Raw genomic sequence first — 26,993 nt, forward strand, 5'->3', positions numbered from 1 at the left:
TCAAACTGTTCAAAATTAATTAGCGAAAAGTGTTCAATTTTACTTGACGGTTACAGGGGCTTCATACCTGATATTGTCATATTTGCGAATGGTTTTAGAAAAGGGTACTCAGCTGCAGGCAACTAGGAGGACTAGCATGGGTGCTTATGAAATAAACGGAATTTTCCTCGTGATCTTAATCTATTGGCAACTATTTTATGCTGTTAAGGAAAAGGATACTAGCCGTATTATTTATGTAGTTGCTCCTATATTACTAATGTTTATCTTTATTTATACAACTCTTTTTGATTTTATTCACCCTTATCTACGTATTGGGATTGTTGTTATTGTATATATGTTGCTTATTTTGGTTGGTTTTAGAAATACAAAGAGGAAAATTAAAGATGAAATCGAAAGAAAATTTGGAAAAAATGATACGTAACTCGTCATGCTAGTTGAACACTAACGCTTGACTAAACCATTCCATCCAACGGCAGCAACGCTTGATCAAAGGATTGAAAACGATCGATCACTACCATTCGAAAGAAATCGCAGCGCTTATGGAACGAAATATTTTAGCTGGAATGAAAGAGTAGAGGTTCTAAAGGGAGGATAAACATTAATGACCACCGTATTTCCGACATTGCTTTTTGGGTTTATTTTAGGTATCAAACATGCGACAGAGCCGGATCATGTCATTGCTGTATCAACGATTGCCAGCCGGACAAAGAAGCTTTCGCTTTCGACGCTCGCGGGGGTTTTTTGGGGATTGGCCACACCGCAACATTATTTGTCGTAGGAATGCTCGTAATTGGGCTAGAACAACAAATACCGGAAACGGCAGCGATGTGGCTGGAACTGGCAGTTGGAGTGATGATCGTCGTTTTAGGGATTACGAATTTTCGGTCATCGTACGTAGTTTCTAGCAAAAAAGAGGTAGATATAAGTCATTTGCATCTGAAGTCTACGATGATTGGCATTATTCACGGACTAGCTGGAAGTGCGGGAATGGTGCTTTTGACGTTAACGACGGTCGATACGCGGCTGCAAGCGGCGCTATTTATTCTTGTGTTTGGCGTCGGGACGATTATGGGGATGATGATATTTACGACATTTCTTGGTTTACCATTTATTTGGATGAAACGTAAACAAATGGTTTATCAGTTCACCATCAAAGCCGTTTCGTTGATTAGTATCGTATATGGTTTATATTACATGTATCGCATAAGTAGTGAAATCATTGTTTAATCGTTTGCAATGTTCGAAACGGCAAGCATTGAGCAAGTTCAGCGTGTTGATTCATCAATAAAAACCAATTGAAACTAGCTTATTTACCATTGATCTGGCACCCAGCGGCAAGGAAATATTTTAAAAAGGTTCATTTGCATCCTTCCGCTTCCTTCAAAAGGTAGATCGTGATGGCTTTTCATAGATTTTTTCACACTACTGTAAAGACTTCTAAAGGAATTATGGCATGGACATAGGGCAAAACGAGGTGGGAAGAATTTGACGCTTACGTTCTTAGAAGCAGGAGGAATTGTCAGAATGAAAGCGAATTTTCATGTTATCACACTTAGTGAAATGGTATAATATGTTTAATAAGCCCCGCCTTAATTGAAAGGAGTGAAAAAGCATGGATTTTGTACGAGTAATAAAACACAGTAATGATTTAGAAAAGTTTATAGATATACCCGAAGGATTAAAGAATAGGAAAGTAGAGATTATTATCCTTCCTTATACAGATCAAGAAGATATAGAACAAGGGAAAAAAAAGAGCTTGAGGGGAGCTCTATCAAAGTACAAAAATGAGCTTTTGCAAAATCAAGAAAGCGATGCTTGGTCTAAAAACGTGGTGGATAAATATGAAAATCGTTGATGCAAACATTGTCCTAAGATATTTGCTTAATGATCATGATGATTTGTCATCGAAAGCAGCAATGATTATTGAAAATAACAAGGTGTTATTGCCGAATGAGGTAGTAGTTGAAGTTGTTTATGTTCTTGAAAAAGTGTACAGAGTAAAAAATGACGAAATATGTGATACTCTTTTAGAACTGTTTAAGTACGATAATATCGACGTGGATGATATGGAAATATTAGAAGAAGCGCTCATTCTCTTTAAAGAACGACGGCTAGACTTTGTTGATACTCTTTTATACGCCTATAATAAAGTGAAGGGGTACCAAGTATATACGTTCGATAAGAAGCTAAATCAGTTACTTAAGGAATAGGCATCATTGGAATGTGGACATTGATTATCACTATATAAACTAAACCAAAAGAAGTAACCACTTCCCTAAAACTAACGGATGAAGCTGGCTACTTCTTTTTGCTAATCTTTAATCTGGTTAGATATCGTTCAGTCCCCTGTCTCAACCTCACAGGCGCATGTCGTTCCTCCACATTTTCTCCACATTTTTTCTGCTATAATAAAGAAAAACGCCTGTAAGGAAGGAATCTTCGTGCGAAAACTTTCATTTAAATTAGGGCTATTATTTTTTGTTTTTGTGCTAGGAATCGAAACGGTGTTATTTGCGTCGTTGTATGTGACGCTTGTGAACGCGAGAATTAATGAAGAATTTGAGCAGTTGTTGGCAAGAGGGAATAATCATCGGGATGTATTGGAAAAAAGCTATCATCCTTCTACGTTAGAACATGTCGTGATGATGGAGTCGGAAGCGGAAACGGATGTCGTCATTACCGATGCGAACGGGAATATTTTGTATTTTTCCGATTACATTTTGCCGTTTGCGAAAAAAATCATTCCGTCTGTCGATGTTCGCCACATTTCTCATAGCGGGATGGTGGTGCAAAACAACTGGAAAAAACAGTCGTATATCGCTACCGCCAGCCCGATTCGGATGGAAGGAAAGACAAAAGGGTATGTGTATATGTTTCAGCGGACGGCTTCCATTCAAAATATGATTTCCAAATTAAAACATCATTTTTTCGTCGTTGGAGTTGTTTCTGTTTTTTTGACGATTATGACGATTTTTTTCTTATCAAGAGTTATTACGATTCCGCTCATTCGGATGAAACAGGCGACCGAGAAACTAAGCAAAGGAGATTTTTCTGTTCGCCTGCAAATAAAAGGAGAAGACGAGCTAGCGCAGCTCGGAAAAGCGATTCAAACCCTTGCGACCGATTTAGAATATTTGAAAAAAGAACGAAACGAATTTTTAGCGAGCATTTCACATGAGTTGCGCACTCCGCTTACATATGTGAAAGGATATGCGGACATTGCGCGCAGACCGAACATCGCCGAGGAAGAACGAGCGAACTATTTGTCCATTATTTATGAAGAAGCCGAGCATATGCAAAAGTTAGTGAAAGATTTGTTTGAGCTCGCGAAAATGGATCAACATTCGTTTCACATCGAGAAAAAGCCAACCTTACTGTGCCTTTTTTTGAAAAAAATATACGAGAAAATGTCTCCTGCGTTTCAGACGAAACAAATGGTGCTTATTTATCGTTGCGAGGAAAACGTTACCGTCTATATCGACCAACAGCGGTTTGAACAAGTGATGCTCAACCTTTTAGACAATGCGTTAAAATATTCTCATCAAGGTTCTATCGTTTCCATTGATGTAAGAATGGAGAAAAAGAACGTAATCATCATGATTTCTGACGAAGGAATAGGGATTCCTGAAGCAGATTTGCCGCATATTTTTGAACGGTTTTATCGGGTCGATAAATCGAGATCGCGAACAGGTGGGGGGACAGGGCTAGGGTTGGCGATTGTAAAAGAAATTGTCGAAGCGCACGGCGGTTCGATTTCCGCCACAAGCGAATTCGGAAAAGGAACAACTATGCTCATTACATTGCCGAGGGGTTGATGAAGGTGTACACGGTTTTATTGGTTGATGACGAAAAACGAATGTTAGATTTATTAGAGCTGTACCTTACTCCGAATGGGTACCGTTGTGTGAAATGCGAGTCAGGAGTAGCGGCGATTCGCTATTTAGAAAATAATAAAGCAGATCTTGTGTTGCTTGATGTGATGATGCCAGAGATGGACGGATGGGAAACGTGCAAACAAATACGAGAGTTTTCGAACGTTCCGATTATTATGGTTACCGCAAGAGATGCGACGCCAGACGTTGTCCAAGGGCTAAAAATCGGCGCAGATGATTATATTACAAAACCGTTTGATGAATCCGAATTGCTCGCTCGGATCGAGGCAGTATTGCGCCGTTCGGTCGGAAAACAAGCGAAACTAGAGTTTTACGGCTTAGTTTGGGACGAAGCGCAGCATAAAGTTCAATATGCTGAGCGCGATATTTCCCTCACGCCAAAGGAGTTTGCTATTTTAGGGATTTTTCTCAAGCATCCAAATCGAGTATTTAGCCGCGAGCAACTGATCGTGACATTATGGGGATATAACGCCAATACAGAAGAACGAACTGTTGATTCGCACGTAAAAAATATTCGCGAAAAACTTCGCCAAGCGGATTTTCCGATCGATCAGTTTCTGCAAACCGTTTGGGGGGTAGGATATAAATGGGAGGCATAAATGGAACAACAGATGATTGCGTTATTCCGAACATATGAATCATTTGCTTTTTTAATCAGTATCGCAATGAATGTCATCATTAGTATTTTAGGCGTTGTCCCGAGCGTCTTTCTCACTGCCGCTAACTTGGCGGTATTTGGCTTTTGGAAAGGCACCTTTTTATCGTTTGTCGGGGAAGCGGCTGGGGCGATTGTATCTTTCGTTTTATATCGAAAAGGGTTTCGCCAGCTTTCGGAAACGAAATGGTTTTCCTATCCGAAAGTCAGACATTTGCTTGCGGCAGAAGGAAAAGAAGCGTTTTTTCTTGTTTTATCGTTGCGTCTTCTTCCTTTTGTTCCATCAGGAATGGTCACGTTCGTTGCCGCTATTGGGCGCATGTCGCTCCTTCTTTTTACAGCCGCCAGCTCGCTTGGAAAACTGCCAGCACTTTTGTTAGAGGCATATTCGGTGTATCAAGTGATGAATTGGACATGGCAAGGGAAAGTCATTTTAACGTTCGCTGCGTTAGGGATATTTATAGTTGTTGTACGACGTATGTTTGCACGTTGAGTTTTATACCCACTACCCGTATAATGTATGATGAAGGTGGTGAAATAAATGTCTCATTGTGAGCCTCATGAACAACGAATGGTTCCGCGCACAGAAGAAGAAATTGAAAGCGTTATCAAGCGCTTGAAGCGCATTGAAGGACAAGTGCGCGGTGTGCAAAAAATGGTCGAAGACAATCGGTATTGCATCGATATTTTAGTGCAAATTTCTGCAATCACGGCTGCATTAAATAAGGTCGGATTGAACTTATTAGAACGTCACGTCAGCCATTGTGTATCGAAAGTGATTCGCGAAGGAAGCGGTGAAGAATCCATTCGCGAGCTTATGGATGTCATTAAACAGTTCTCAAAGTGAGAGGGTGGGAAGCATGATGAGTGAACAAAAGCATGTGACACTTAGAGTGACCGGCATGACATGTGCTGCCTGTTCTGCCCGCATTGAAAAAGTGCTTAATAAAATGGACGGCGTAGAAGCGACCGTCAATTTAGCGATGGAAAAAGCGACCGTTCAATACGACCCGAATAAATATAGCCTTGCCGATATTGAAGCGAAAATTGAAAAGTTAGGGTATGGCGTGGCAGCTGAAAAAGTGACGCTCGATATTGAGGGCATGACATGTGCCGCATGTGCAACACGGATTGAAAAAGGGTTACATCGGATGGAAGGTGTTACAAGCGCTACGGTAAACTTGGCGACAAACAGTGCGGTTGTCGAATACAAGGAAGGCGTTACATCAGTCGAAGATATTTTAGAGAAAATAAAAAAGCTTGGGTACAAGGGGCAGATTCGAAACGAAGAACAAGACGATGCTGGCCGGAAAGAAGAGAGGCTTAAACAAAAACAACGGCAACTTGCTATTTCGATCATCTTATCGTTGCCGCTGCTTTATACGATGGTTGCCCATATGCCGTTTCATATCGGCTTGCCGATGCCGCATCTGTTGATGAATCCGTGGTTCCAGCTTCTTTTAGCTACACCGGTTCAGTTTTACATCGGCGCTCCTTTCTATGTCGGGGCGTACCGAGCGTTACGAAACAAGAGCGCGAATATGGACGTCCTCGTGGCGCTTGGAACATCAGCCGCGTACTTTTACAGCTTGTATGAAGCTTTTCGAACGCTTGGGAATTCTGAATATATGCCAAGATTATATTTTGAAACGAGCGCTGTTTTAATTACGCTTGTGCTTGTCGGCAAATATTTTGAAGCGCTTGCGAAAGGGCGAACAACAGAAGCGATTTCAAAGCTACTTAGCTTGCAGGCAAAAGAAGCGACTGTCATCCGTAATGGGGAAGAAAGAAAAGTTCCGTTAGAGGAAGTGATGATCGGCGATACGATCGTTGTTAAGCCAGGAGAAAAAATTCCGGTGGACGGTACGGTCATCGCTGGCTCTTCTTCCGTTGACGAATCGATGATTACGGGGGAATCAATTCCGGTAGATAAAAAAGAAGGGGATTCCGTAATCGGTGCAACAATCAACACGAACGGAATACTAACGATTCGCGCAGAAAAAGTAGGGAAAGATACCGCACTCGCCAATATCATTAAAATCGTCGAAGAGGCGCAAGGGTCGAAAGCACCGATTCAGCGGATGGCGGATACGATTTCCGGCATTTTCGTTCCAATCGTTGTCGGCATTGCCATACTATCCTTTCTCATTTGGTATTTCGTTGTGGAGCCAAATGATTTACCAACCGCGCTTGAAGTGGCGATCGCCGTTCTTGTCATTGCGTGTCCTTGTGCGCTCGGTCTTGCGACGCCGACGTCGATTATGGTCGGTACAGGCAAAGGGGCAGAACAAGGGATCCTTTTTAAAGGAGGTGAGTATTTAGAAGGAACACATAAAATTAACGCGGTGCTACTCGATAAAACAGGAACAGTGACAAAAGGAAAACCAGAAGTGACCGATGTTTTGTCATTTCAAGAACATATGCTTGAGTATGCTGTTTCCGCTGAAAGTGCTTCTGAACATCCGCTAGCACAAGCGATTGTGGCGTACGGAAAAGCAAACGGAATCGTTGCGCAACCGTTGACGCAATTTTCTGCGCTTGTTGGGCATGGAATTGAAGCAACGGTGAATGGAAAACATGTATTCATTGGCACACGGAAATTAATGAACGAACGAGCGATCGAGATTGCAGAACATGAGGCAACGATGATAAAGCTTGAAAACGAAGGAAAAACAGTCATGCTCGTTGCCATTGACGGACAGCTTGCTGGAATGATCGCTGTTGCCGATACGATCAAGGAAACATCAAAACAAGCGATTGCGACATTAAAACAAATGGGCATCGATGTGTATATGGTAACAGGCGATAACAAACGAACAGCCGAAGCGATCGCCAAACAAGTCGGCATAGAACATGTGTATTCGGAAGTGCTTCCAGAACAGAAAGCGACGATTGTTGAACAGCTACAAACACAAGGGAAACGAGTCGCGATGGTCGGTGATGGAATTAATGACGCTCCAGCTCTTGCGAAAGCGGATATTGGGATGGCGATTGGCACAGGAGCGGATGTCGCGATCGAAACGGCAGATGTGACGCTTGTTGGCGGCGATTTACTGCACATTCCAAAAGCGATTGAACTGAGTCGGCAAACGATGCGCAACATTCGGCAAAATCTGTTCTGGGCTTTGTTCTATAATACAGTTGGCATTCCTGTAGCCGCTCTCGGATTATTGGAACCATGGATCGCTGGGGCAGCGATGGCATTTAGCTCTGTATCCGTTGTGACAAACGCGCTTCGTTTGAAACGGGTGAAACTTAAATTTCCATAACGGCGATATACATCTACTGTTAGATTTGAACCGTACCCATAAGAACAAGTTCTTGTTTAGATCAAATATTCGTGAATTTTTTAGTAATTTTTATATTTTGGATCAGAATCAAAAATGTATTTTATTCGAAATAAATAAGTGAGGGCGAACATATGTTGCGGTTAGAACATATCACTATAAAATACAATGAAAGAGTGATCTTTCGCGACTTAAGCTATCAATTTCAAGAGAATAAAATATATGGTCTAATCGGGAGAAACGGAGCGGGAAAGACAACATTGTTAAAAACGATCGTACGTTTGAAAAAAGAAGAATACGGAGATATTTTTTGGGGGGATGTTTCCATTAAAAACAAAGATTATTTTGATTTGGATGCTACGTTCATTAGCGATGATCACTCTTTTTTTCAAGATTTGACGATGTACGAACAAATGTTGTTTTTATGTAAAATTAAGGGGCTTCAAAAAACAAAAGCACAAAAGAAAATAGAAGGAATTGTCGACCTGTTTAAGTTGGGAGACTACATTGATTATTTTCCTCATGCGCTTTCGAGGGGGACGCTTCAAAGGTTTGGTATTGCCTTTGGGTATTTAAGAGGGAGTAAGTTGCTGTTATTGGATGAACCTTTTATTACCCTTGATCCAATCCAAGTGAATACATTGGAAAAATTATTAATATCTCAAAAAAGTCCGAACAGAATTATTGTTGTTTCTAGCCATGACTTGGATAGTTTAGAAGCCATTTGCGATGAATATTTAATCATTAAAGATAAGAACGTTATTCGTTATCTTCCTAATGAAATTGGACGGTCAACAATTACTCAAATCATTGGTGATAGTTATGAATAGTCATATCGTATATTATTTTATACTCAATCAAATGAGAAAAGGGATGCGGATCGTCAAACAATATCCTTTCTATGTCGTTGGGATGATTGTTGCCATGTTTTTTCTTGTTCCCGTAGCAATCGATTTGAGTCGTGTTTATGGGAATATCGTTAATCACTATGCTCCTTATTTGATTTTTGTTTATGGGGTAGTCAAGTTATTTCAAAATAACCCGATCATAAATGTTCCGTTTCAAATTTTTCAGTATCGGCTTTTTGATTTTAAAAAATTTAAGCGATATTTGCTCATGAAAATGAGTTTCCCCAGCATCGCTTTTTTGATCGTCTATATGCTATTCATGCAACAAGTCAGCACATCGTTGATTATAGCTCTATTAGCTAATGTTCTTTTTAATTACCTATGTTTCATGCGTTATCAATATGAAATATTGTATGTTCAGTTGCTCATGATGAGTACAGTGGTGTTAGGTTTCATAGCGATTTATGTAAAGGCGATAATAATTCCAGCTTTGATGTTTGTGGCGATGATTATACATTTGTTTTCTTTGAAATCGCTAGACTATTCATTATTGCATCGCTACTATCAAATTATGTCTAAAATGGGAGAGGGACTGTTAAATAAAGATATAAGTAAAATATTGGAGATTCAACAGTTACTCACAACAAAAAAAGTGTCATCAAATACAAAGTTATTGCTGAAGTATTATGATCAAGATTATTCATTTTACTTCATGAGGGAAGCTTTAAAAATCAGGTACTATCAGAAAGATTTTTTTGCTTACGTAACAACTTTGTTACTATTTAGCATGGCAGGAATTTGGCTAGACCATTTTTATTACGAAGTGGTTTACATTTTTTTAGTCATTTTTTTCACGGATCATATGTTGACGAAATTGAACAAATATGAGTTAGAAACAATGAAAAAAAGTCTCGTTTTTCATATCAACTTGAGACAGTATGTGAAAAGAAAATATATATGCCACCTTATTTTTATGTTAGTGCCTATCATTTTAAGTTTTTCAATTTTGATAAAGCTACCGCTTTCCTTTTTGTTGATTTGGGGATGTTTACCTCTGAAAAATGTATTATTTAATTATACAGAAAAAAAGTTTTTCAGAGCGATGCTATATGCTTTAGGAATTTTGCTGTATTCTTTCCCTTATATAGAGATGGCATGGTTCCGTTAATGATTGGATGGGATTTTTTATTAAAAATATGGGTCTTCACCGAAAGTTGTACTTGATTATTTCAGAACACGCCCTTTCTATACTTATAAGGAAAAATAAGTAAATAAGGTTTTCGTGCACGGCGACTCAAGAAAATCCCTCTCTTGTCAAGTACATGTTGTGGTGATGAACCAAAAATATGTAAAAATAAACAAATAGTAGAAAACTGTTGACGATAATGATGGTGTCAACAGTCTCTTTCGTTGTTTTATATACCCACTACCGGTATAATGTATGGTGAAGGTGGTGAAACAAATGTCGCATGGTGAACATAGGGAAAACGATTCACGGATGGTTCCGCGCACGGAAGAAGAAATCGAAAACATTATTAAACGTTTGAAGCGCATTGAAGGACAAGTGCGTGGCGTGCAAAAAATGGTCGAAGACAATCGGTATTGCATCGATATTTTAGTGCAAATTTCTGCAATCACGGCTGCATTAAATAAGGTCGGATTGAACTTATTAGAACGTCACGTCAGCCATTGTGTATCGAAAGTGATTCGCGAAGGAAGCGGTGAAGAATCCATTCGCGAGCTTATGGATGTCATTAAACAGTTCTCAAAGTCTATGCAGAGGTGCTGCCGGAAGACAAAGCGAAAATCGTCGAGGAATTGCAAAAACAAGGGAAACGAGTCGCGATGGTCGGTGATGGAATTAATGACGCCCCAGCTCTTGCGAAAGCGGATATTGGGTTGGCGATTGGCACAGGAGCGGATGTCGCGATCGAAACGGCAGATGTTACCTTGGTCGGTGGGGACTTAGCCCATATTCCGAAAGCGATTGAGTTAAGCCGCAAAACAATGAAAAACATTCGGCAAAATCTGTTCTGGGCTTTGTTCTATAATACAGTTGGCATTCCTGTAGCCGCTCTCGGATTATTGGAACCATGGATCGCTGGGGCAGCGATGGCATTTAGCTCTGTATCGGTCGTAACAAACGCGCTTCGTTTGAAACGCGTGAAAATATAAACATTTAAGGAGGAATGGATGATGACGATTACATTACAAGTACAAGGAATGACATGCGGACATTGCAAAGCGGCGGTGACAAATGCACTTCAAACGTTAGATGGCGTCAGCCGTGTAGAGGTGCATTTGCAAGAAGGTACGGTTGATGTGGATTATGATGAAACGAAGGTCAGCGTAGAAAAACTGAAAGAAGCGATTGAAGAGCAAGGATATGATGTGAAGTAAGGGAGAGAGAGGGTGTTCCGAAAATAATCGGGCACCCCTTTTCCATAGCGCAAATTTTTCTTTTTCACGAAGAATAATGAAAAGCCGAGATGTTATAATGAAAATAGCAGATACGAAGAAAAAGGTGGTGATTCATTTGCTATCACAACAAGACATACTTGATGAAATGTCGAAAAATTTAGATATATGGAACAAAAAGTATGGCGTAAAGCGAATCGGGTTATTTGGTTCGTACAGTCGGGGAGAACAAAGAGAATCGAGTGACATTGATGTGTTGGTAGAATTTATGGATCATGCAATGACATTCGATAATTATATGGAGTTGAAATTTAGTTTGGAAGATCATTTTCAAAAACCGGTAGATTTAGTTATTGTAGATGATATCAAACCGACATTAAAGCCGACTATTTTAAGGAGTGCTAAGTATGTAGAGAAATCCTAGCGTTTTTTTACAAGATATTCTGGCTGCTGCAGAAAAAATTGAGAAGTACACCCAAGGGCTTTCTTATGATGACTTTCTGGATAATGATTTAATATCAGATGCGGTTATTAAAAACATATTAGTGATCGGAGAAGCAGCAAAAAACATTCCAGACGAAATGAGACAAGCATCCCCATATATCGAATGGAGAAAGATGGCTGGCATGAGGGATATGATGATCCACGGTTATTTCCCCATTAATTACCGAATTGTTTGGGATGTTGTTCGAAATAAGATTCCTAAGCTAAAACAGCACGTTGAACAATTGCTAAATGAACGTTAAACTTCAAATGGTATGCGCTGTTTTTGGGGGGAATAGCCCGTTATTCAAAAACCCCCTCCAGCATTTTATTTGGAGGGGGATCCATTTCTTATTCACCTTTATTCGTCGTGTCATTCGGATCTGGCGTGTAGCTTGATTTGTAGTCTTTATATTTTAGTTCGGTTACCATTCCCGCTGAAGCATGATGTAAATCATGGCAATGGAACATCCAATTTCCTGGATTATCTGCTTGAAATGCGACGACATATTCTTCACCCGGATTTACATTTAACGTATCTTTAATCAATGGAGAGCCTGTAATAGGCTTCCCGTTTTTGCTTAATACTTGGAAGAAATGTCCGTGTACATGCATCGGGTGGACGTCCATCGGTGAATGGTTCACGAATTTTACTTTGACGAAGTCGCCTTTTTTCACGTTAACTGGAGCTGTGTCAGGATACGTTTTTCCGTTAATCGTGAAAACCATCCCATTTTTGCCCATTGCCGTTCCTAAATTCATTGTGTATTCAACGTCATATGTTTGGTCTAATGTAAATCGAGTCGGTTTCTGTTTTCCGTATGTCGTTATATCTACAACAGGGAGGGTTTCTTTTGCGTTCGCTTTGTCCGCATGGCTTGTTTGTCCCTCGTATTGAATTTTCACTTTCATGCCATCGGTACCTTTCATATTCCCGTGACATTCTAATAACCATTCGCCTGGGTTATCGGCGATAAACTCAATGTCGTAGCGCTCACCTGGAGCAATATTCAACAATTCGTCTTTGATTGGTTGTGGGCTGTTGATCGGCTGACCATCCGTTGCGACAATTTGAAACTTATGTCCGTGCAAATGAAGCTTGTGGGACATGTACCCTGCGTTAACCAGACGAAGCCGTACTTTTTCCCCTTTTTTCACCTTTAACGGTTCAATGGCCGTTCCGCTTTTTCCGTTTATGGTGAAAATATCATACATGCTCATGTCATGCATCATACCGTTACCACCGTGATGCATATTTGTATGTTGAGCATGTCCGTTTGCTGACGATGTTTCTGGTTGACTCATCCATTCGTCTAGCACTAGCGTATAGTCTCGATCGACTTTTTCTTCCTTTTTCGGTTCGACGATGAGAGTGCCGTATAACCCTTTATCCACTTGCTCGGCGCTTTTTTGATGTGAATGATACCAATACGTTCCAGGGATCGTTGCTGTAAATTCATACGTAAATGTTTCACCAGGTTTGACGGCGTCCATTGTGACGCCAGGTACGCCATCTTGGTTAATTGGAACAGGATAACCGTGCCAATGAATCGCTGTCGGTTCTGGTAATTCATTTTTAAAGACGATTTTTACGCGCTCTCCTTGTTTTACACGAATTTGGGCTCCGGGAACGGAACCGTTATACGTATAAACAGGAACGGTTATGTTGTCATTTATTTGCAATTGCGCCTCTTTTGCAACGAGATGAATTTCTTGTCCGGACAATACGTCCGATCGTTTCGTTTTTTCCTTATGCTCTGTAGAATGATGTAGAGAATCATTTGTGCATGCAGCAGTGAACGTAACGAGCGCAGCTAACATAAACAGTTGTCGTAACATGTTATATCCCCTTTCTAAATCTTATTGCCACTATTGTAAAATAAAAATATGGAGAATTTATGAATGTGGATGCTGGTTCTCGTTTCAGCATAAGATGAAGATAGAAAAAGAAAAAAGGAGAATGTGTATGAAAAAATCGTTTCTTGTATTTAGCATTTTGCTTCTCTTTGCTTGCGGTGTATCAAAAGCGGATGAACGATATGAAGAGGGAGAAACGATCGCGTACGAAGTTGTAACAGGTGATCAACTTCCACCACATGTAAAAACGTTATATGATAAACAACATAAACAATTTCAAACGTACACGGTTCAACAAGATGACGCCACGTATGCGATCATTCATCTCGGGGAAAGAAAAACAGGGGGATATGGGGTTGAAGTTACCGAGGTCCGATATAAAAAAGGCAAAGCAATCGTCTATTATAAAGAACAACAGCCAGCACCAGATGCAATCGTTACACAAGTGTTAACGTATCCGAAAGTCGCTATAAAAATAAAAACAACGATTCCGATCGAAATAAAGAAAAAATAAGCTCTATGCTTCATGCATAGAGCTATCTGTCCATAGTAATCGCATCCGCCACGATCCATCCTGATAATGCGCAACCGAGCGAGCCTGCACCAGGAAATACAGTATCTCCGCAAAGCCAAAGCCCTTCGACATTCGTTTGTGGTGCATACGTGGACAACAAACTGAAGGGACCGTTTGAAATATAGCCACCTACTTTTCCGAACGCACGGTGCGTAAAGCGAGCAAATGTTACAGGGGTACCGATCAGTTGGACATGTACATTCGTCAAAGGGAACGTTTCATGAATGCGCTGTAATATATGTTGTGTAAGCATGTTTTTCTTGTTGTCGTACGCATCGCGCTCCCACCAACGGAGCGGGTCAGTATGCGTCGAAATCGTAATGGAACGCTTTCCTAAAGGTGCCATTTGTCGATCGAACGGTGCGGAAGTGGACAATAAAAATTGATTTCCTTCGCTCATCGGTTTTGTTTTGTCAATGATAAATTGATGGTATAAGCTATCTGTTTGGAAGTCATCGTCCACTCCCATGTAAATCGTAAACGCTCCCCAAGTCGGGCGCTTTTTTTCTTTTTCTTCGCGAATAGAAAATGTACGTTTAATAGAATCATCTAAAATGGCAAAAATACTATGGACAGAGCCGTTAAATACAACATGTTTCGCTTCGTATGTTTGTTTTCGATTTGTCGTCACAAGCCAATGGCGCTCTTTGCGAATGGAAATGACTTTTTCACGCATCCGTAGTTCTCCGCCAAGTTGTTTGTAACGTTCTGCAAGTGTATGAACAACGGTTGCGAGCCCGCCCTCAACGTAAAATGCACCGCGATGGAAGATGCTTAAGGCAACAGCGCCAAGTAAAGCAGGACAACGTTCAATCGTTGTTTGCACACTATCAACGAGTTGACCGTTTAAAAAAGCGATAAACGTCTCGTCGCGAATGCCATAATGTTGCAGGCGTTTTGCAATCGATTGAAATAAAAACGGTGTGGCTTTCAATAATTTTCGATCTGCTTTTTGTATCGCTTCGAATATATATTTCATCGTTTTTGGTGGGATCATCGGTCGTTTATATACAAAAGAAAGTAGCGCATCCGCAAGAGAAAACATTTCTTCAAAAAAGCGAATAATCGCTCCGCTATCTTTTGGGAACTGTTGTGCAATTTCTTCGAACCAACGCTCTTTTTGTTGGTAATAGCGAATCGTCCGATCAAAAAAGTGTACATCCATCACGGTGTGTAATAAATGAACAGGTGGAGAGGACATGTCGAGCTCATGAAATAGTTGTGAAAATACACCGTCTTCTTCAAATCCCATACCGAGTGTCGCTCCTGCTTGAAAGCGAAACGACTGTCGTTCAAATTTTCCTGCGCATCCGCCGAGTTCGCTTGCGGCTTCAAGCGTCAATGTGCGATACCCTTTTTTCGCAAGAAGGGCGCTTGTTGTTATTCCCCCAAATCCTGTTCCAACGATTATGACATCGTACAATATAGTCACCTTCTTTTTTCTTTTTATTATACAATTATTAAACAAATATTGTACAATGAAAGTGTGTAAAAGATGAAAGGATGGGATACATGCATACAGCAGTTGTTTGGTTTCGCCGAGATTTTCGTCTGCACGATCATACAGCGCTCGTTCACGCGCTTCAGTGGGCGAAAGAAAGGGAAGGAAAGCTTCTTTTTTTCTTTCATTTTGATCCTTATTTCGCTAAAGAGCGAACGTATCACCATGAATATTTTTTTCAAACAGTAGAGCAGTTTCGGAAAACGTTGCGTCAACAATATGGGATACATGTACACATTTTGTATGGAGATATTGATGATGTATTTGTTCGACTAATTCGTTGTACACGGATGAATGCCGTATTTTTTAATAAAGACGAAGTTGGGCGTGGAAAAGAGCGGGATGATTACGTTCAGGCGTTGTTACAAAAGCATGGGGTGGAAGTGTATACATATGATGATGCCCATATGCACGGCGCATTTGATGTGAAAAAAGCAGACGGAACTTCTTATAAAGTATATACACCATATTATCGTGCTTGGCGGAAACGTCCGAAACGTTTTCCTCTTTCCGTTGACATTGATTTGTTGCGCATGCATATGTTACACATCACACCGCTCTCGGAAAATGATGAGCGCACGTTTGCGATGTGGCTTGCACAATGTACAAAGCACTGGGAACGTACGAGCGAACAAGATGCGTTTATCGCGTTACAACAGTTTATTGAAACAGCTCTTCCACATTATGACAAAAAGCGAGATATTCCAAGCGTTGCAGGAACGAGTCGCTTATCCCCACATTTAAAAACAGGAACGATTTCGATTCGGACAGTGTTTCATGCGGTTGCGCAACAATTTGGCAATGGCTATGACGAAGCGGTAGAAACATATATAAAAGAATTAGCTTGGCGCGACTTTTACCATATGATTTACGCGCATTTTCCATTTACAAAAACAGAAGCGTTTATAGAGAAGTATCGCCATCTTCCATGGTCACGCGATAATGAACGGTTTCAAGCTTGGAAAGAAGGAAAAACAGGGTTTCCACTCGTTGATGCAGGGATGCGCCAATTAAAAGAAGAAGGGTGGATGCATAATCGTCTTCGTATGATCGTGGCGTCGTTTTTAACAAAAGATTATTTGATCGATTGGCGCATGGGCGAGCGATATTTTCAGCGCATGCTAATTGACTATGATGAAGCATCAAATATCGGAGGGTGGCAATGGGCTGCTTCTGTCGGGACAGATGCTGTACCGTATTTTCGCGTCTTTAATCCGATTGAACAGTCGAAAAAATTCGACCCAGACGGCACGTATATTCGCACATATGTTCATGAACTTGCTTCTTTCCCTTCGCGACATATTCATGAACCGTGGAAAAGCAACCTCAACATCGATTATCCTGCGCCGACAGTCGATCATCGACTGCAACGCCAACGTGCGATTGCGTTATTTCAGATGAATGAGCTAGTATAAAAGAAGCCCGCTTGATGAAGTGGGCTTCTTTTCGACTAAGACGTAAAGTTTGTGAAGGATTATAAACAAAGAAAAAAGAATAGAAATAAATATCATCAATGCTAGACGTATGTCGTCAACAAGGGAATGATCGTATATTTAAGTAAGGAATAAACGAAGAAGGGACGGGAAACGGGATGAGAACAGCAATCGAAAGAAAGAAGTTCTATATTAACGGTGAGTGGATCGAAGCACAGTCGTACACCAAACTTTTATCCCCGTATTCTGGCGAAGTGTTGGCGGAGATTCCGATTGCCACCGAACAAGATGTGAAGCGTGCGATTGCGGCTGCGTATGAAGCGCGGCGGACGATGGCAAAGATGCCAGCGCATGAGCGGGCAGCGATTTTAGAACGAGTCGTTTCGCTATTACAACAACGTGCGGAAGAAGCGGCAATGCTAATCGCGAAAGAAGCAGCAAAGCCAATCACGACGGCTAAAGCAGAAGTAGCACGCACGATTCAAACGTACAAATTTGCCGCGGAAGAAGCGAAACGAATTTATGGGGAGACGATTCCGCTTGATGCTGCGCCAGGTGGGGAACATCGTGTCGCATTTACGATGCGAGAGCCAATTGGAGTCATTGGAGCGATTACGCCGTTCAATTTTCCAATGAACTTAGTGGCGCACAAGCTAGGTCCTGCGGTGGCAACAGGAAACACCGTCGTATTAAAACCAGCAAGCCAAACACCGCTTTCTGCCTATTTTATTGCGGAACTGTTTGAACAAGCAGGATTGCCAAAAGGGGCACTTAATGTCGTAACTGGAAGTGGAAAAACGGTCGGTGACCAAATTGTGACAGATCCACGTGTGAGTATGGTGACGTTTACCGGAAGTCCAGAAGTAGGCATTGGCATTCGCAACAAAGCCGGTTTAAAACGTGTGACGCTAGAGTTAGGGTCAAACTCCGCAGTCATTGTTGATGAACAAGTCGATGTCGACCGAATTATTCCACGGTGTGTCGTCGGTGCGTTTTCGTTTCAAGGGCAAGTGTGCATTTCGTTGCAACGTATTTATGTACATGAAAAACGGTATAAAGAGTTCGTTGAAAAGTTTATTGAAGCGGTGAAGCAGTTGAAAGTTGGTGACCCGCTTGATCTGAAGACAGACGTTTCAGCGCTTATTTCCGAAAAAGATGTCGAGCGTTCACTGCAATGGATTGAAGAGGCGAAACAAAATGGTGCAGTTGTTGCAATTGGTGGGGAGAGACAAGGGAATATTTTGTTGCCGACCGTCATTTTAGATGCAGCACCGACAATGAAAGTATCATGCCAAGAAGTGTTTGCGCCAATTGTATTAGTTAATCAAGTGTCTTCCATCGATGAAGCAATCGAACGAGTTAATGATTCGCGTTACGGATTGCAAGCCGGCATATATACAGATAACGTTCATACCGCATGGGAAGCAGCGGAGAAACTGCATGTCGGCGGAGTACTCATTAACGATATTCCAACATTCCGCGTTGATCATATGCCGTATGGTGGGGTAAAAGAAAGCGGATTTGGGCGTGAAGGTATTCGCTACGCAGTAGAAGAAATGACGGAATTAAAGCTGATTATTTTTAATTGGAATAGGTAAAAATTGGAACTCTCAGCTCTTGTCATTCCAAACAAGAGCCATTTTAACGCCATTCAAATACATACTCTAGTGGAATAGCTAAGTCCTTAAATTGTGCAGAATGTAATGTGTCTCGTTGTCCGTATGTGGCGTGTCGTTGATACGCACCTTCGTGCAAACCGTACACATGAATCATTTTGTTAGCAGTATCAACAATCCAATATTTTAAAAATATGTTTGATTACAATTTAAGTTTAACAAAAGAAATGGATAGAGTGTAGGGGGGGCTGTCCTTGAATATGTGCATCCGCATTGTTGTTGATGTGATTTTGCCGTTGTTTTTATTGATTGGAGCAGGGGCTTATTTACATCGGTTGTTTCATTTAGACATGAATACATTATCGAAAATTACGACGTATTTTTTGCTTCCAGCGGTTGGATTTGTGAACGTTTATGAAAGTGACATGACAAGCGATGTATTTTTTGCCATTTTTTATTTCTTATCCCTAAATCCGTGATGGTTGGAAATCAACTTTGATTTTGGTGTTAGTTCTATGGATATATGACCCATACATCCCTTTTTTGATGATTCCCTGCGCCACTTTCATGTTTAAAAACGAGATCAATCCCCTTTTATGGAGATGCAAACTAAAAAAGAGACAAAAAAGTACAAGGAGTAGTGATGAATATTAGTATTCGAACATCTATTCGTTATCTTGCTTCCTTCCATTTTTGATACACATTCAGCAGGAGTATACTGTACCCACCCCTTCGCGTCAGTTTTATCCATACATGCCGTCTGTGGAAGACATAACTCATATGTTTGTACTCCTTCTGTTTGTCCACCATCGACGCGTCTGTCCTTTTGCGAAGTGATCTGGAACCAAAGCGCTTTCGATTCTCGATGACAAAGTCTACGTATGCATATTCGCTTCCGCATCGTTTCCTGCATCTATGCGGACAAGCAGACGAGACGAGGTCAGTGGACGAGCTCGACGGATGGCGGTAGTTAAAAACAAAGGCATGTTGTCTTGCACATGTTGTTTTCCCTGGACGTAGCTCGGCATGGACGATATAGCCTTTCTTCCCCGCATACGCAAACAACGGCGTAAAACCGTCAAATCCTTCATACGTTCGACTCACTCCTCCTTTTTTCGTATCGGAGTTGTCAAATGGGGAGTCGTCTACATCAAGTGGGAGCCATGTCGTCTTCCCTTTGGTCCAACAAGGGGACACGGTTTGCGACCATTGTAAAGATGTTTTGTCACGGATTCAGGTCTATTATTTAAACGTAATAGGAACCCATAGTTCGTTTTCTGGATGGTGATTTGGGGGGGAATAACATTCAATGCATGGAATTTTAGCAAGCTCGTAACGGGAAGTAGGAAGCCATTCATATAATTCATTCCACGCTTCGGTTACGTTTGGAATGACTGCCCACGTGTCGTGTGTGATCGTCATATATTGCATATCGCTCGGAACTTCTCCGTCATAACGCACCCCCATAAAGTAAGTAAACTCTTCGTCTGTTATTTTAGCTTCTTTCCCACAAACACCTAACAACCCTGCAAGCATGCATTTTGGTTGTTCCCAAGAAAGATCGATCAGTTTTTGCATAAATCCATCCTTTTTGGCATGATCCCAAAGCGAAGAAATCGTTTGGAATGCTTCATTTGTTCTTACACGGTACCCTTTTCCTACAATGGTCAATTCAAATGGAATCGTTTCAATTTTGTGCTCCATTTTGACAGCTCCTTTTGTTCATATGGTGGACATTTTTCTATGAGTTGATATGTCTTACCTTTTTATATTAACATAAAAATCCAATATACATTTATAAATGTTTGAGAAGGTGCCTAATTATGTCGAATAAAGTAGCTACGATATTTCGTTTTGCAGTTGTTGGAGTAGGTAACACATTTGTAGATTTTGGACTGTTTTTCTTGCTTGTAGCTCTCGGTGTGCCGTATATGTGGGCGCAAATGTTTGGCTATAGTGCGGGTGTGATCAATAGCTACGTGTGGAATCGAACGTGGACGTTTCGAGCACAAGGAGCGATCATGAAGCAGTTTGTTCGTTTTCTTGTTATCAATCTTTGCTCTTTTGTAGTGACACTTTTACTTTTGTATGCGTTAAACAAAATTTACCCTATTTTTTTAAGTAAAGTAATTGCAACAGTAGGCGGGATGGTTGTCGGTTGGTTAGGTAGCTATAAATGGGTATTTTCAGAACGAATGTTACGTAAAGAGATATAACATAATATTTCGAAAAATACGAAAAAATATCCCCTTCCAATTCTTTGGATGTTATAATCATGTTATAAAATATAACATAACGGGGTGGGTTATACATGTTTTTGCTCAGAAGACGAGTAAAAATAGAAAAAGAAAACGAAATGCAATCGAATGTGGTACTCGGTCAAATTGAAGTGGCTGCCGATCAACTGAAAGCAGTTGTAGAACAAATGAAATTAGCCGCTGAGTCACTCAATCAAACATCAAGTGCTACACAGCAAAGTACTGTACAGCTCATTGATCGTTTGGGAAAAACAGTAATTTATACAACGCAAGTAGAAGAAAAAATGAAAATGAAAGATATTTATTTAAATGAATTTTTGTGGATGAACGAGAATATAGAAGCTGTTTGGTCAAATCGCATCGATGGAACGTTCATTTATTCAAATCCCTCGGCTGGTCTCGTGAATGCGAAAGCAAGACCGTGGTTCGTTGAGGCGACGAAAGGCAATGTGTACGTTTCTTCTGTATATACATCAGCGTTGACAAAACGACCATGTTTGACCATTTCGGCGCCGATTGTGCAAGAAGGTGACGTCATTGGAGTTGTCGGGATCGATTTATCTGTGTAAGACGCAGTAAGCCAGCGTTGAAACGAGCTGGCTTACTGGTATCGATCTAACATGGCGAAAAATTGTTTTACAAATTGATAAAATACGTTGACAGACGGTGCAAGGTCATATTTAGGTAAAATAATGCCGACATTACGGCGAACGAGCGGAAGCTCAATCGGTACTTTGACTGTATAACGTGGTGTTGTTTCGTAAAATGTACTTTCTGGCAACAAAGTAACGCCAATCCCTGCCGAGACAAGTCCTTTAATCGCATCTAAATCTTCTCCTTCTGACGAAATGATCGGAGAAAAGCCGGCTTGCCTGCAAGCGTCTTCAACCATTTTACGCAAAATAAATCCTTCTGGAAACATCACAAACGGCTCGTGTCGTAGTTCACTTAAAGCAATGCTCCGTTTTTGATTAAGTGGATGATCTGTCGGAATGAGTGCGGCGAACGACTCGGTAAATAAAATATCGCCTTGAATGCCTTTTTCTTCTGTTGGCACAGGACCTAAAAAAGCTAAATCAATTTCTCGTTTTTTTACTGCCTCGATTAAAAACCTATACGACCCTTGGCGCAAATGAAAGGAAATGTGCGGATGTTGTTGTTTAAACGTGGAAATGACCATCGGCATCGTATAGCTAGCGAGACTTGTTGGAAAACCGATTTTAATCGTTCCGCGTTCTGGATCTAAATATTCTTCAATTTGTTGTTTCGCATAGTCAATCGCTTTTAATGCTGATTCAATATGTTGGAGAAAGTGGCGTCCGATCGGCGTTAATTTCACATTTCTTCCTTCTCGTTCAAATAACTTGACCCCGAGTTCATCCTCTAAGTTTGCAATTTGGCGGCTGACAGCGGATTGAGCGACATGTAACGCTTCAGCAGCTTCTGACACATGTTCCCGTTTCGCAACTTCCGTGAAATAGACCAATTGCCTTAACTCCATTTTTTCCACCTCTTGCTATCGTTCTTAAAATGAGATGAATATTATCTAAATTATATATTGTTTGTATGATTATTGAAACCTACAATTATACATACATACACGATGACGGAATGGGGGATTTACATGAGAGGACTACCAAAGGCACAAGGACTGTACTGTCCACAATTTGAACATGATGCATGTGGGATCGGGCTATACGCTCATTTAAAAGGGGAAGCATCTCATCATATTGTAAAACAAGGACTTCATATGTTGCGCCAATTAGAGCATCGAGGAGGCCAAGGAAGCGATCCACAAACAGGCGATGGCGCAGGGATAATGGTGCAAATTCCTGATGATTATTTTCGATCCGTTTGTTCATTTTCACTTCCCGCAAAAGGACGTTACGGAGTCGGGATGGTTTTCTTTTTTGAACATAGTGAACAAAAGAGGGGGATTTTAGAGCGGAAAATCAATGAAATCATATGCGAGGAAGGACAAACGTTACTCGGATGGCGTGATGTACCTGTAGATATCGAAAAACTCGGAACATTAGCGAAACAAAGTCGTCCATTTATTCGACAGCTTTTTGTGGCAGCGGGCAATAACGTAACAGATGAGCAACATTTTGAACGTAAATTATACGTCATTCGTAAACGGGCGGAAAAGTTAGTGAAAAACAATGAATATTATTTTGCTAGCTTATCAAGTCGTACAATTGTTTACAAAGGATTAGTCACCCCTGAGCAACTGGGTGCTTTTTATATCGATTTACAAGACGAGCGATTTCGCTCGGCGTTTGCGCTCGTTCACTCGCGCTTTAGCACGAATACGTTTCCGAGTTGGGAGCGAGCGCATCCGAACCGCTATTTAATTCATAACGGAGAAATTAACACGTTGCGCGGCAACATTCATTGGATGATGGCGCGAGAAAAACAATTTTTATCACCTGTTTTTGGTGAAGATTTACAAAAAATACTCCCGATTTTAGATACGAACGGAAGCGATTCGTCCATGCTTGATAATGCGTTTGAGTTTTTTGTGTTAGCTGGAAAATCGCTTGCTGAAACAGCGATGATGCTCATTCCGGAGCCATGGTATTGGGATGAAGAGATGGATGATGATAAAAAAGCATTTTATGAATATTATAGCTGTCTTATGGAGCCGTGGGACGGCCCGACGGCCATCGTGTTCACAAATGGAAAACAAATTGGTGGCATTTTAGATCGAAACGGTCTTCGTCCAGCTCGTTACTATGTGACAAAAGATGACTATATTATTTTTTCATCGGAAGTCGGAGTAATTGATGTGGTCCCGGAAAACATTTTATATAAAGAACGATTAAGCCCTGGAAAAATGCTTTTTATTGATTTCGAACAAGGGCGAATCATTTCTGATGAAGAAATAAAAAAACAAATCGCCAATGAACGACCATATCGTCAATGGGTAAATGAACAGATGATTTCTATTGATGAATGTGCAGAAGACGAGCAGGAACAAACGTTTGACAACCTTTTGACATGGCAAAAAGCGTTTGGATATACGTATGAAGATGTCGAAAAAACAATCATTCCTATGGCAACGGAAGGAAAAGATCCAACGGGGGCGATGGGGAATGATACGCCGTTAGCTGTCCTGTCAGATCGACCGCAAAGTTTATTTAATTATTTTAAGCAACTGTTTGCCCAAGTGACAAATCCACCAATCGATGCGATACGTGAATATATCGTCACATCTACAGTTACGCTGCTTGGAAAAGAAGGAGATTTGTTGAATCCAGATGCATCTTCTGCCCGTCGCATTCGATTGGATTCTCCAATCATGACGAATAAGCAGTTGCAGGCGTTGCGTATGAATCCATATCGTGAATTTTCTTGTGTCACATTATCGACGGTCTTTACAGATGATTTAAAAGACGCACTAAATGAATTATGTCAAGCGGCGGATGAAGCGATTGCTTCTGGTGTAACGTTGCTTATTTTATCCGACCGCTGCATAAATGAACAACGTGTAGCTATCCCAGCACTTCTGGCGGTCAGTGCGGTACATCAACATCTTGTTCGAAAAGGAACACGTACAAAAGTAAGCTTAATCGTGGAAAGTGGAGAAGCGCGTGAAGTGCATCATTTTGCGGCGTTAATCGGCTATGGGGCAGATGCGGTCAATCCATATTTGGCATTTGCGACTATTCGAGAAGCGATTGAAAAAGGAGTGTTTCATTCCACATACGAAAAGGCAGTCGAAACGTACAAAAAAGCGGCGACAGATGGCGTTGTCAAAGTGATGTCCAAAATGGGCATTTCCACGGTGCAAAGCTATCGCGGTGCGCAAATTTTTGAAGCGATCGGCATCGGGGACGATGTCATTGAACAATATTTTACTGGCACAGCATCACCAATTGGTGGAATCGGTTTGAATGAAATTGCCCAAGAAGCAAAGATGCGTCATATGCAAGCGTTCCAAACAACTTGCGATCATACATTGGATTCTGGTAGCGAACTGCAATGGCGTAAAAACGGTGAACATCATGCGTTCAATCCGAAAACGATTCATACGTTACAATGGGCGTGTCGAAAAAATGACTACGAACTATTTAAACAATACTCGAAAATGGCAAACGAAGAGCAAATCACATTTTTGCGTAACTTATTTACGTTTGATGAAACGCGCACACCGATTCCTATCGAGGAAGTAGAACCTGTGGAAACGATCGTACGTCGCTTTAAAACAGGGGCGATGTCATATGGTTCGTTGAGCGAAGAAGCCCACGAAGCGCTTGCGATTGCGATGAATCGCATCGGTGGAAAAAGCAATAGCGGAGAAGGTGGCGAAGATCCGCGACGCTATGTGCGAGATGAAAATGGCGATCTTCGTCGCAGTGCAATTAAGCAAGTTGCATCGGGGCGTTTTGGTGTGAAAAGTCATTATTTAGTTCATGCGGATGAGCTGCAAATTAAAATGGCGCAAGGTGCGAAACCAGGAGAAGGAGGGCAACTTCCTGCAAATAAAGTATATCCGTGGATCGGAAAAGTGCGTGGATCTACACCCGGTGTGGAACTTATTTCACCGCCACCGCACCATGACATATATTCTATTGAAGATTTAGCACAACTCATTTACGACTTGAAAAATGCGAATCGTCATGCGCGCATTAGCGTGAAGCTCGTTGCAAAATCTGGTGTTGGTACAATCACGGCAGGAGTGGCTAAAGGTGGTGCTGATGTGATCGTTATTAGCGGATATGATGGTGGAACAGGTGCTTCACCGAAAACGAGCATTAAACATGCGGGGATTCCTTGGGAACTTGGTTTAGCTGAAACGCACCAGACGCTCATGTTAAACGGACTGCGCGATCGCGTCGTATTAGAAACGGATGGAAAATTAATGACAGGTCGCGATGTTGTCATGGCGGCGTTATTTGGCGCTGAAGAGTTTGGCTTTGCAACAGCTCCACTTGTCGTTTTAGGATGTGTCATGATGCGCGTTTGTCATTTAGATACGTGCCCTGTTGGTGTAGCGACGCAAAATCCAGAACTTAGGGCAAAATTTACAGGTAAGCCAGAACATATCGTAAACTTTATGTATTTTATCGCTCAAGAAGTGCGTGAGATGATGGCGCAACTCGGGTTTCGTACGATCGACGAAATGGTTGGACGGGTGGACGTGTTAAAAGTGAGCGAGCGGGCAAAGCAACATTGGAAAGCGAAACATCTTGACTTGTCGAGACTGTTGTATCAAGTGGAAGGACCGCGCACGTTTTCTAAACCGCACAACCATCGTCTCGACCAAACGCTAGATTATCAAACGATTTTGCCAGCTGTACAGAAAGCAATAGAGGAGAAAAAGCCCGTACAGTTGCACGTACACATTAACAACGTGCAGCGAACAGTCGGTGCGATCGTCGGGAGCGAAGTATCGAAACGGTACGGAGAAGAAGGTCTCCCAGAAGATACGATTCAGCTAAGCTTTCAAGGTTCTGCAGGACAAAGTTTTGCGGCGTTCGTGCCAAAAGGGATGACGATGACATTAGTCGGTGATGCGAACGATTATGTCGGCAAAGGTTTATCAGGTGGAAAAGTAATCATTCGACCGCCGCATGAAGCGACGTTTGCGTGCAACGATCAAGTCATTATTGGAAATGTAGCGTTTTACGGTGCAACAAACGGTGAAGCGTACATTCGTGGCCGGGCTGGCGAACGTTTTTGCGTTCGAAATAGCGGCGTTCACGCAGTTGTTGAAGGTGTTGGGGATCATGGCTGTGAGTATATGACTGGTGGACGTGTCGTCATCCTCGGGTCTGTTGGGAAAAATTTTGCTGCAGGTATGTCCGGTGGCATTGTATATGTACTTGCTGACGATGATACGTGGCAAAAACGTGCTAACCGTGAACTTGTTTTATTTGAATCATTAGTCGATGAAAAAGAAATAAGCAACGTACAGCAAATGATTGTAAAGCATTACGAATATACGGAAAGCCCGAAAGCAGCGTACGTGCTTGCAAATTGGGAGCGTATTGTGCGAGACATCGTCAAAGTGATTCCGAAAAATTACAAACTCATGATTGAGACAATTGAAACGATGAAGCAACGCGGAATGTCGCATGACGACGCAGTATTTGAGGCGTTTGAAACGGTCGTGAACAAAAAAGGTGTCATAACAGAAAAAATGATTGAAGCGATCGTGAAATAAG

At 41.4% G+C, this 26,993-nt stretch carries 24 protein-coding genes and 4 pseudogenes; 23 read left to right on the plus strand and 5 right to left on the minus strand.

The genetic code is table 11. The annotated features are described in order from the left end of the window. The first annotated feature begins 136 nt into the window (after window positions 1–136). The 16 genes and pseudogenes from ACYQY7_RS09505 (at window position 137) to ACYQY7_RS09580 (ending at window position 11,847) form a co-directional block, all read left to right on the plus strand. Window positions 137–421, plus strand: a complete 285-nt coding sequence (locus tag ACYQY7_RS09505) for a hypothetical protein (RefSeq protein WP_461201809.1) — start codon at window positions 137–139, stop codon at window positions 419–421. A 180-nt stretch (window positions 422–601) separates the two neighbouring features. Beyond that, window positions 602–1,227: pseudogene (locus tag ACYQY7_RS09510) on the plus strand (urease accessory protein UreH). A gap of 385 nt (window positions 1,228–1,612) precedes the next feature. Next, window positions 1,613–1,855: a hypothetical protein gene (locus ACYQY7_RS09515; RefSeq protein ID WP_461201810.1), complete on the plus strand. Its 243-nt coding sequence runs from the start codon at window positions 1,613–1,615 to the stop codon at window positions 1,853–1,855. Beyond that, window positions 1,842–2,210, plus strand: a complete 369-nt coding sequence (locus ACYQY7_RS09520; RefSeq protein WP_461201811.1) for a PIN domain-containing protein — start codon at window positions 1,842–1,844, stop codon at window positions 2,208–2,210. The genes ACYQY7_RS09515 and ACYQY7_RS09520 overlap by 14 nt, the downstream gene beginning before the upstream one ends. 231 nt (window positions 2,211–2,441) lie before the next feature. Then, window positions 2,442–3,815, plus strand: a complete 1,374-nt coding sequence (locus ACYQY7_RS09525; RefSeq protein WP_461201812.1) for a sensor histidine kinase — start codon at window positions 2,442–2,444, stop codon at window positions 3,813–3,815. Window positions 3,816–3,820: 5 nt separating this feature from the next. Beyond that, window positions 3,821–4,492, plus strand: coding sequence for a response regulator transcription factor (locus ACYQY7_RS09530; protein ID WP_461201813.1), 672 nt, complete (start codon window positions 3,821–3,823; stop codon window positions 4,490–4,492). Further along, on the plus strand, window positions 4,493–5,041 hold the full coding sequence (locus tag ACYQY7_RS09535) for a TVP38/TMEM64 family protein (RefSeq protein ID WP_461201814.1): 549 nt from the start codon (window positions 4,493–4,495) through the stop codon (window positions 5,039–5,041). A gap of 48 nt (window positions 5,042–5,089) precedes the next feature. Continuing rightward, window positions 5,090–5,395: a metal-sensing transcriptional repressor gene (locus tag ACYQY7_RS09540; RefSeq protein WP_461201815.1), complete on the plus strand. Its 306-nt coding sequence runs from the start codon at window positions 5,090–5,092 to the stop codon at window positions 5,393–5,395. Between the two features lie 16 nt (window positions 5,396–5,411). Beyond that, window positions 5,412–7,817: a heavy metal translocating P-type ATPase gene (locus ACYQY7_RS09545; RefSeq protein WP_461201816.1), complete on the plus strand. Its 2,406-nt coding sequence runs from the start codon at window positions 5,412–5,414 to the stop codon at window positions 7,815–7,817. Window positions 7,818–7,969: 152 nt separating this feature from the next. After that, window positions 7,970–8,665: an ATP-binding cassette domain-containing protein gene (locus ACYQY7_RS09550; RefSeq protein ID WP_183246799.1), complete on the plus strand. Its 696-nt coding sequence runs from the start codon at window positions 7,970–7,972 to the stop codon at window positions 8,663–8,665. A 43-nt stretch (window positions 8,666–8,708) separates the two neighbouring features. Beyond that, the gene (locus ACYQY7_RS09555) at window positions 8,709–9,851 is read left to right on the plus strand and encodes a hypothetical protein (RefSeq protein WP_461201817.1); all 1,143 of its coding nucleotides are present in this window, start codon (window positions 8,709–8,711) and stop codon (window positions 9,849–9,851) included. 294 nt (window positions 9,852–10,145) lie between these two features. Then, window positions 10,146–10,454 (plus strand): annotated as a pseudogene (locus ACYQY7_RS09560) (metal-sensing transcriptional repressor); the annotation flags it as partial. A gap of 2 nt (window positions 10,455–10,456) precedes the next feature. Then, window positions 10,457–10,858, plus strand: a pseudogene (locus tag ACYQY7_RS09565) (HAD-IC family P-type ATPase); the annotation flags it as partial. 21 nt (window positions 10,859–10,879) lie between these two features. Continuing rightward, complete coding sequence (copZ, locus tag ACYQY7_RS09570) at window positions 10,880–11,083, plus strand: copper chaperone CopZ (protein WP_035019187.1); 204 nt, start codon at window positions 10,880–10,882, stop codon at window positions 11,081–11,083. 166 nt (window positions 11,084–11,249) lie between these two features. Further along, window positions 11,250–11,525, plus strand: coding sequence for a nucleotidyltransferase family protein (locus ACYQY7_RS09575; RefSeq protein ID WP_461201833.1), 276 nt, complete (start codon window positions 11,250–11,252; stop codon window positions 11,523–11,525). A gap of 19 nt (window positions 11,526–11,544) precedes the next feature. Next, a complete protein-coding gene (locus ACYQY7_RS09580; RefSeq protein WP_461201834.1) occupies window positions 11,545–11,847 on the plus strand; it encodes a HepT-like ribonuclease domain-containing protein in 303 nt (100 codons plus the stop codon). A gap of 88 nt (window positions 11,848–11,935) precedes the next feature. Here the strand turns inward: ACYQY7_RS09580 and ACYQY7_RS09585 are convergent, their stop codons facing one another. Further along, window positions 11,936–13,423, minus strand: a complete 1,488-nt coding sequence (locus ACYQY7_RS09585; RefSeq protein ID WP_461201818.1) for a multicopper oxidase family protein — start codon at window positions 13,421–13,423, stop codon at window positions 11,936–11,938. Between the two features lie 127 nt (window positions 13,424–13,550). Between ACYQY7_RS09585 and ACYQY7_RS09590 the strand changes: the two genes are divergently transcribed. Beyond that, window positions 13,551–13,955, plus strand: coding sequence for a protease complex subunit PrcB family protein (locus tag ACYQY7_RS09590; RefSeq protein ID WP_461201819.1), 405 nt, complete (start codon window positions 13,551–13,553; stop codon window positions 13,953–13,955). A gap of 22 nt (window positions 13,956–13,977) precedes the next feature. Here the strand turns inward: ACYQY7_RS09590 and ACYQY7_RS09595 are convergent, their stop codons facing one another. Next, on the minus strand, window positions 13,978–15,438 hold the full coding sequence (locus ACYQY7_RS09595; RefSeq protein WP_461201820.1) for a phytoene desaturase family protein: 1,461 nt from the start codon (window positions 15,436–15,438) through the stop codon (window positions 13,978–13,980). An 80-nt stretch (window positions 15,439–15,518) separates the two neighbouring features. Between ACYQY7_RS09595 and ACYQY7_RS09600 the strand changes: the two genes are divergently transcribed. From ACYQY7_RS09600 to ACYQY7_RS09610, 3 genes are all read left to right on the plus strand, one after another. Continuing rightward, a complete protein-coding gene (locus tag ACYQY7_RS09600; RefSeq protein ID WP_461201821.1) occupies window positions 15,519–16,931 on the plus strand; it encodes a cryptochrome/photolyase family protein in 1,413 nt (470 codons plus the stop codon). Window positions 16,932–17,107: 176 nt separating this feature from the next. Beyond that, window positions 17,108–18,547: an aldehyde dehydrogenase family protein gene (locus tag ACYQY7_RS09605; RefSeq protein WP_461201822.1), complete on the plus strand. Its 1,440-nt coding sequence runs from the start codon at window positions 17,108–17,110 to the stop codon at window positions 18,545–18,547. A 272-nt stretch (window positions 18,548–18,819) separates the two neighbouring features. Further along, window positions 18,820–19,044 carry a hypothetical protein gene (locus ACYQY7_RS09610; RefSeq protein WP_461201823.1) on the plus strand — a complete coding sequence of 75 codons (225 nt, stop codon included), beginning with the start codon at window positions 18,820–18,822 and terminating at the stop codon, window positions 19,042–19,044. Between the two features lie 266 nt (window positions 19,045–19,310). On the opposite strand, the pseudogene ACYQY7_RS09615 reads toward ACYQY7_RS09610, so the two are convergent. Continuing rightward, window positions 19,311–19,768, minus strand: a pseudogene (locus ACYQY7_RS09615) (IS1380 family transposase); the annotation flags it as partial. A 39-nt stretch (window positions 19,769–19,807) separates the two neighbouring features. Next, window positions 19,808–20,269 carry a GyrI-like domain-containing protein gene (locus tag ACYQY7_RS09620; protein ID WP_461201824.1) on the minus strand — a complete coding sequence of 154 codons (462 nt, stop codon included), beginning with the start codon at window positions 20,267–20,269 and terminating at the stop codon, window positions 19,808–19,810. Window positions 20,270–20,385: 116 nt separating this feature from the next. Here ACYQY7_RS09620 and ACYQY7_RS09625 point away from each other — a divergent pair, with 116 nt between their 5' ends. Beyond that, the gene (locus ACYQY7_RS09625) at window positions 20,386–20,781 is read left to right on the plus strand and encodes a GtrA family protein (protein ID WP_461201835.1); all 396 of its coding nucleotides are present in this window, start codon (window positions 20,386–20,388) and stop codon (window positions 20,779–20,781) included. Between the two features lie 95 nt (window positions 20,782–20,876). Further along, window positions 20,877–21,392 (plus strand): PDC sensor domain-containing protein, encoded by a 516-nt coding sequence (locus ACYQY7_RS09630; protein ID WP_461201825.1) that lies wholly within the window; start codon window positions 20,877–20,879, stop codon window positions 21,390–21,392. Between the two features lie 32 nt (window positions 21,393–21,424). Here the strand turns inward: ACYQY7_RS09630 and ACYQY7_RS09635 are convergent, their stop codons facing one another. Beyond that, complete coding sequence (locus ACYQY7_RS09635; RefSeq protein WP_461201826.1) at window positions 21,425–22,324, minus strand: LysR family transcriptional regulator; 900 nt, start codon at window positions 22,322–22,324, stop codon at window positions 21,425–21,427. Between the two features lie 123 nt (window positions 22,325–22,447). On the opposite strand from ACYQY7_RS09635, the gene gltB reads away from it, so the two are divergent. Then, the gene (gltB, locus tag ACYQY7_RS09640) at window positions 22,448–26,992 is read left to right on the plus strand and encodes a glutamate synthase large subunit (protein WP_461201827.1); all 4,545 of its coding nucleotides are present in this window, start codon (window positions 22,448–22,450) and stop codon (window positions 26,990–26,992) included. Window position 26,993: the final 1 nt, after the last annotated feature.

The organism is Anoxybacillus sp. TBDG-1, assembly GCF_054815885.1.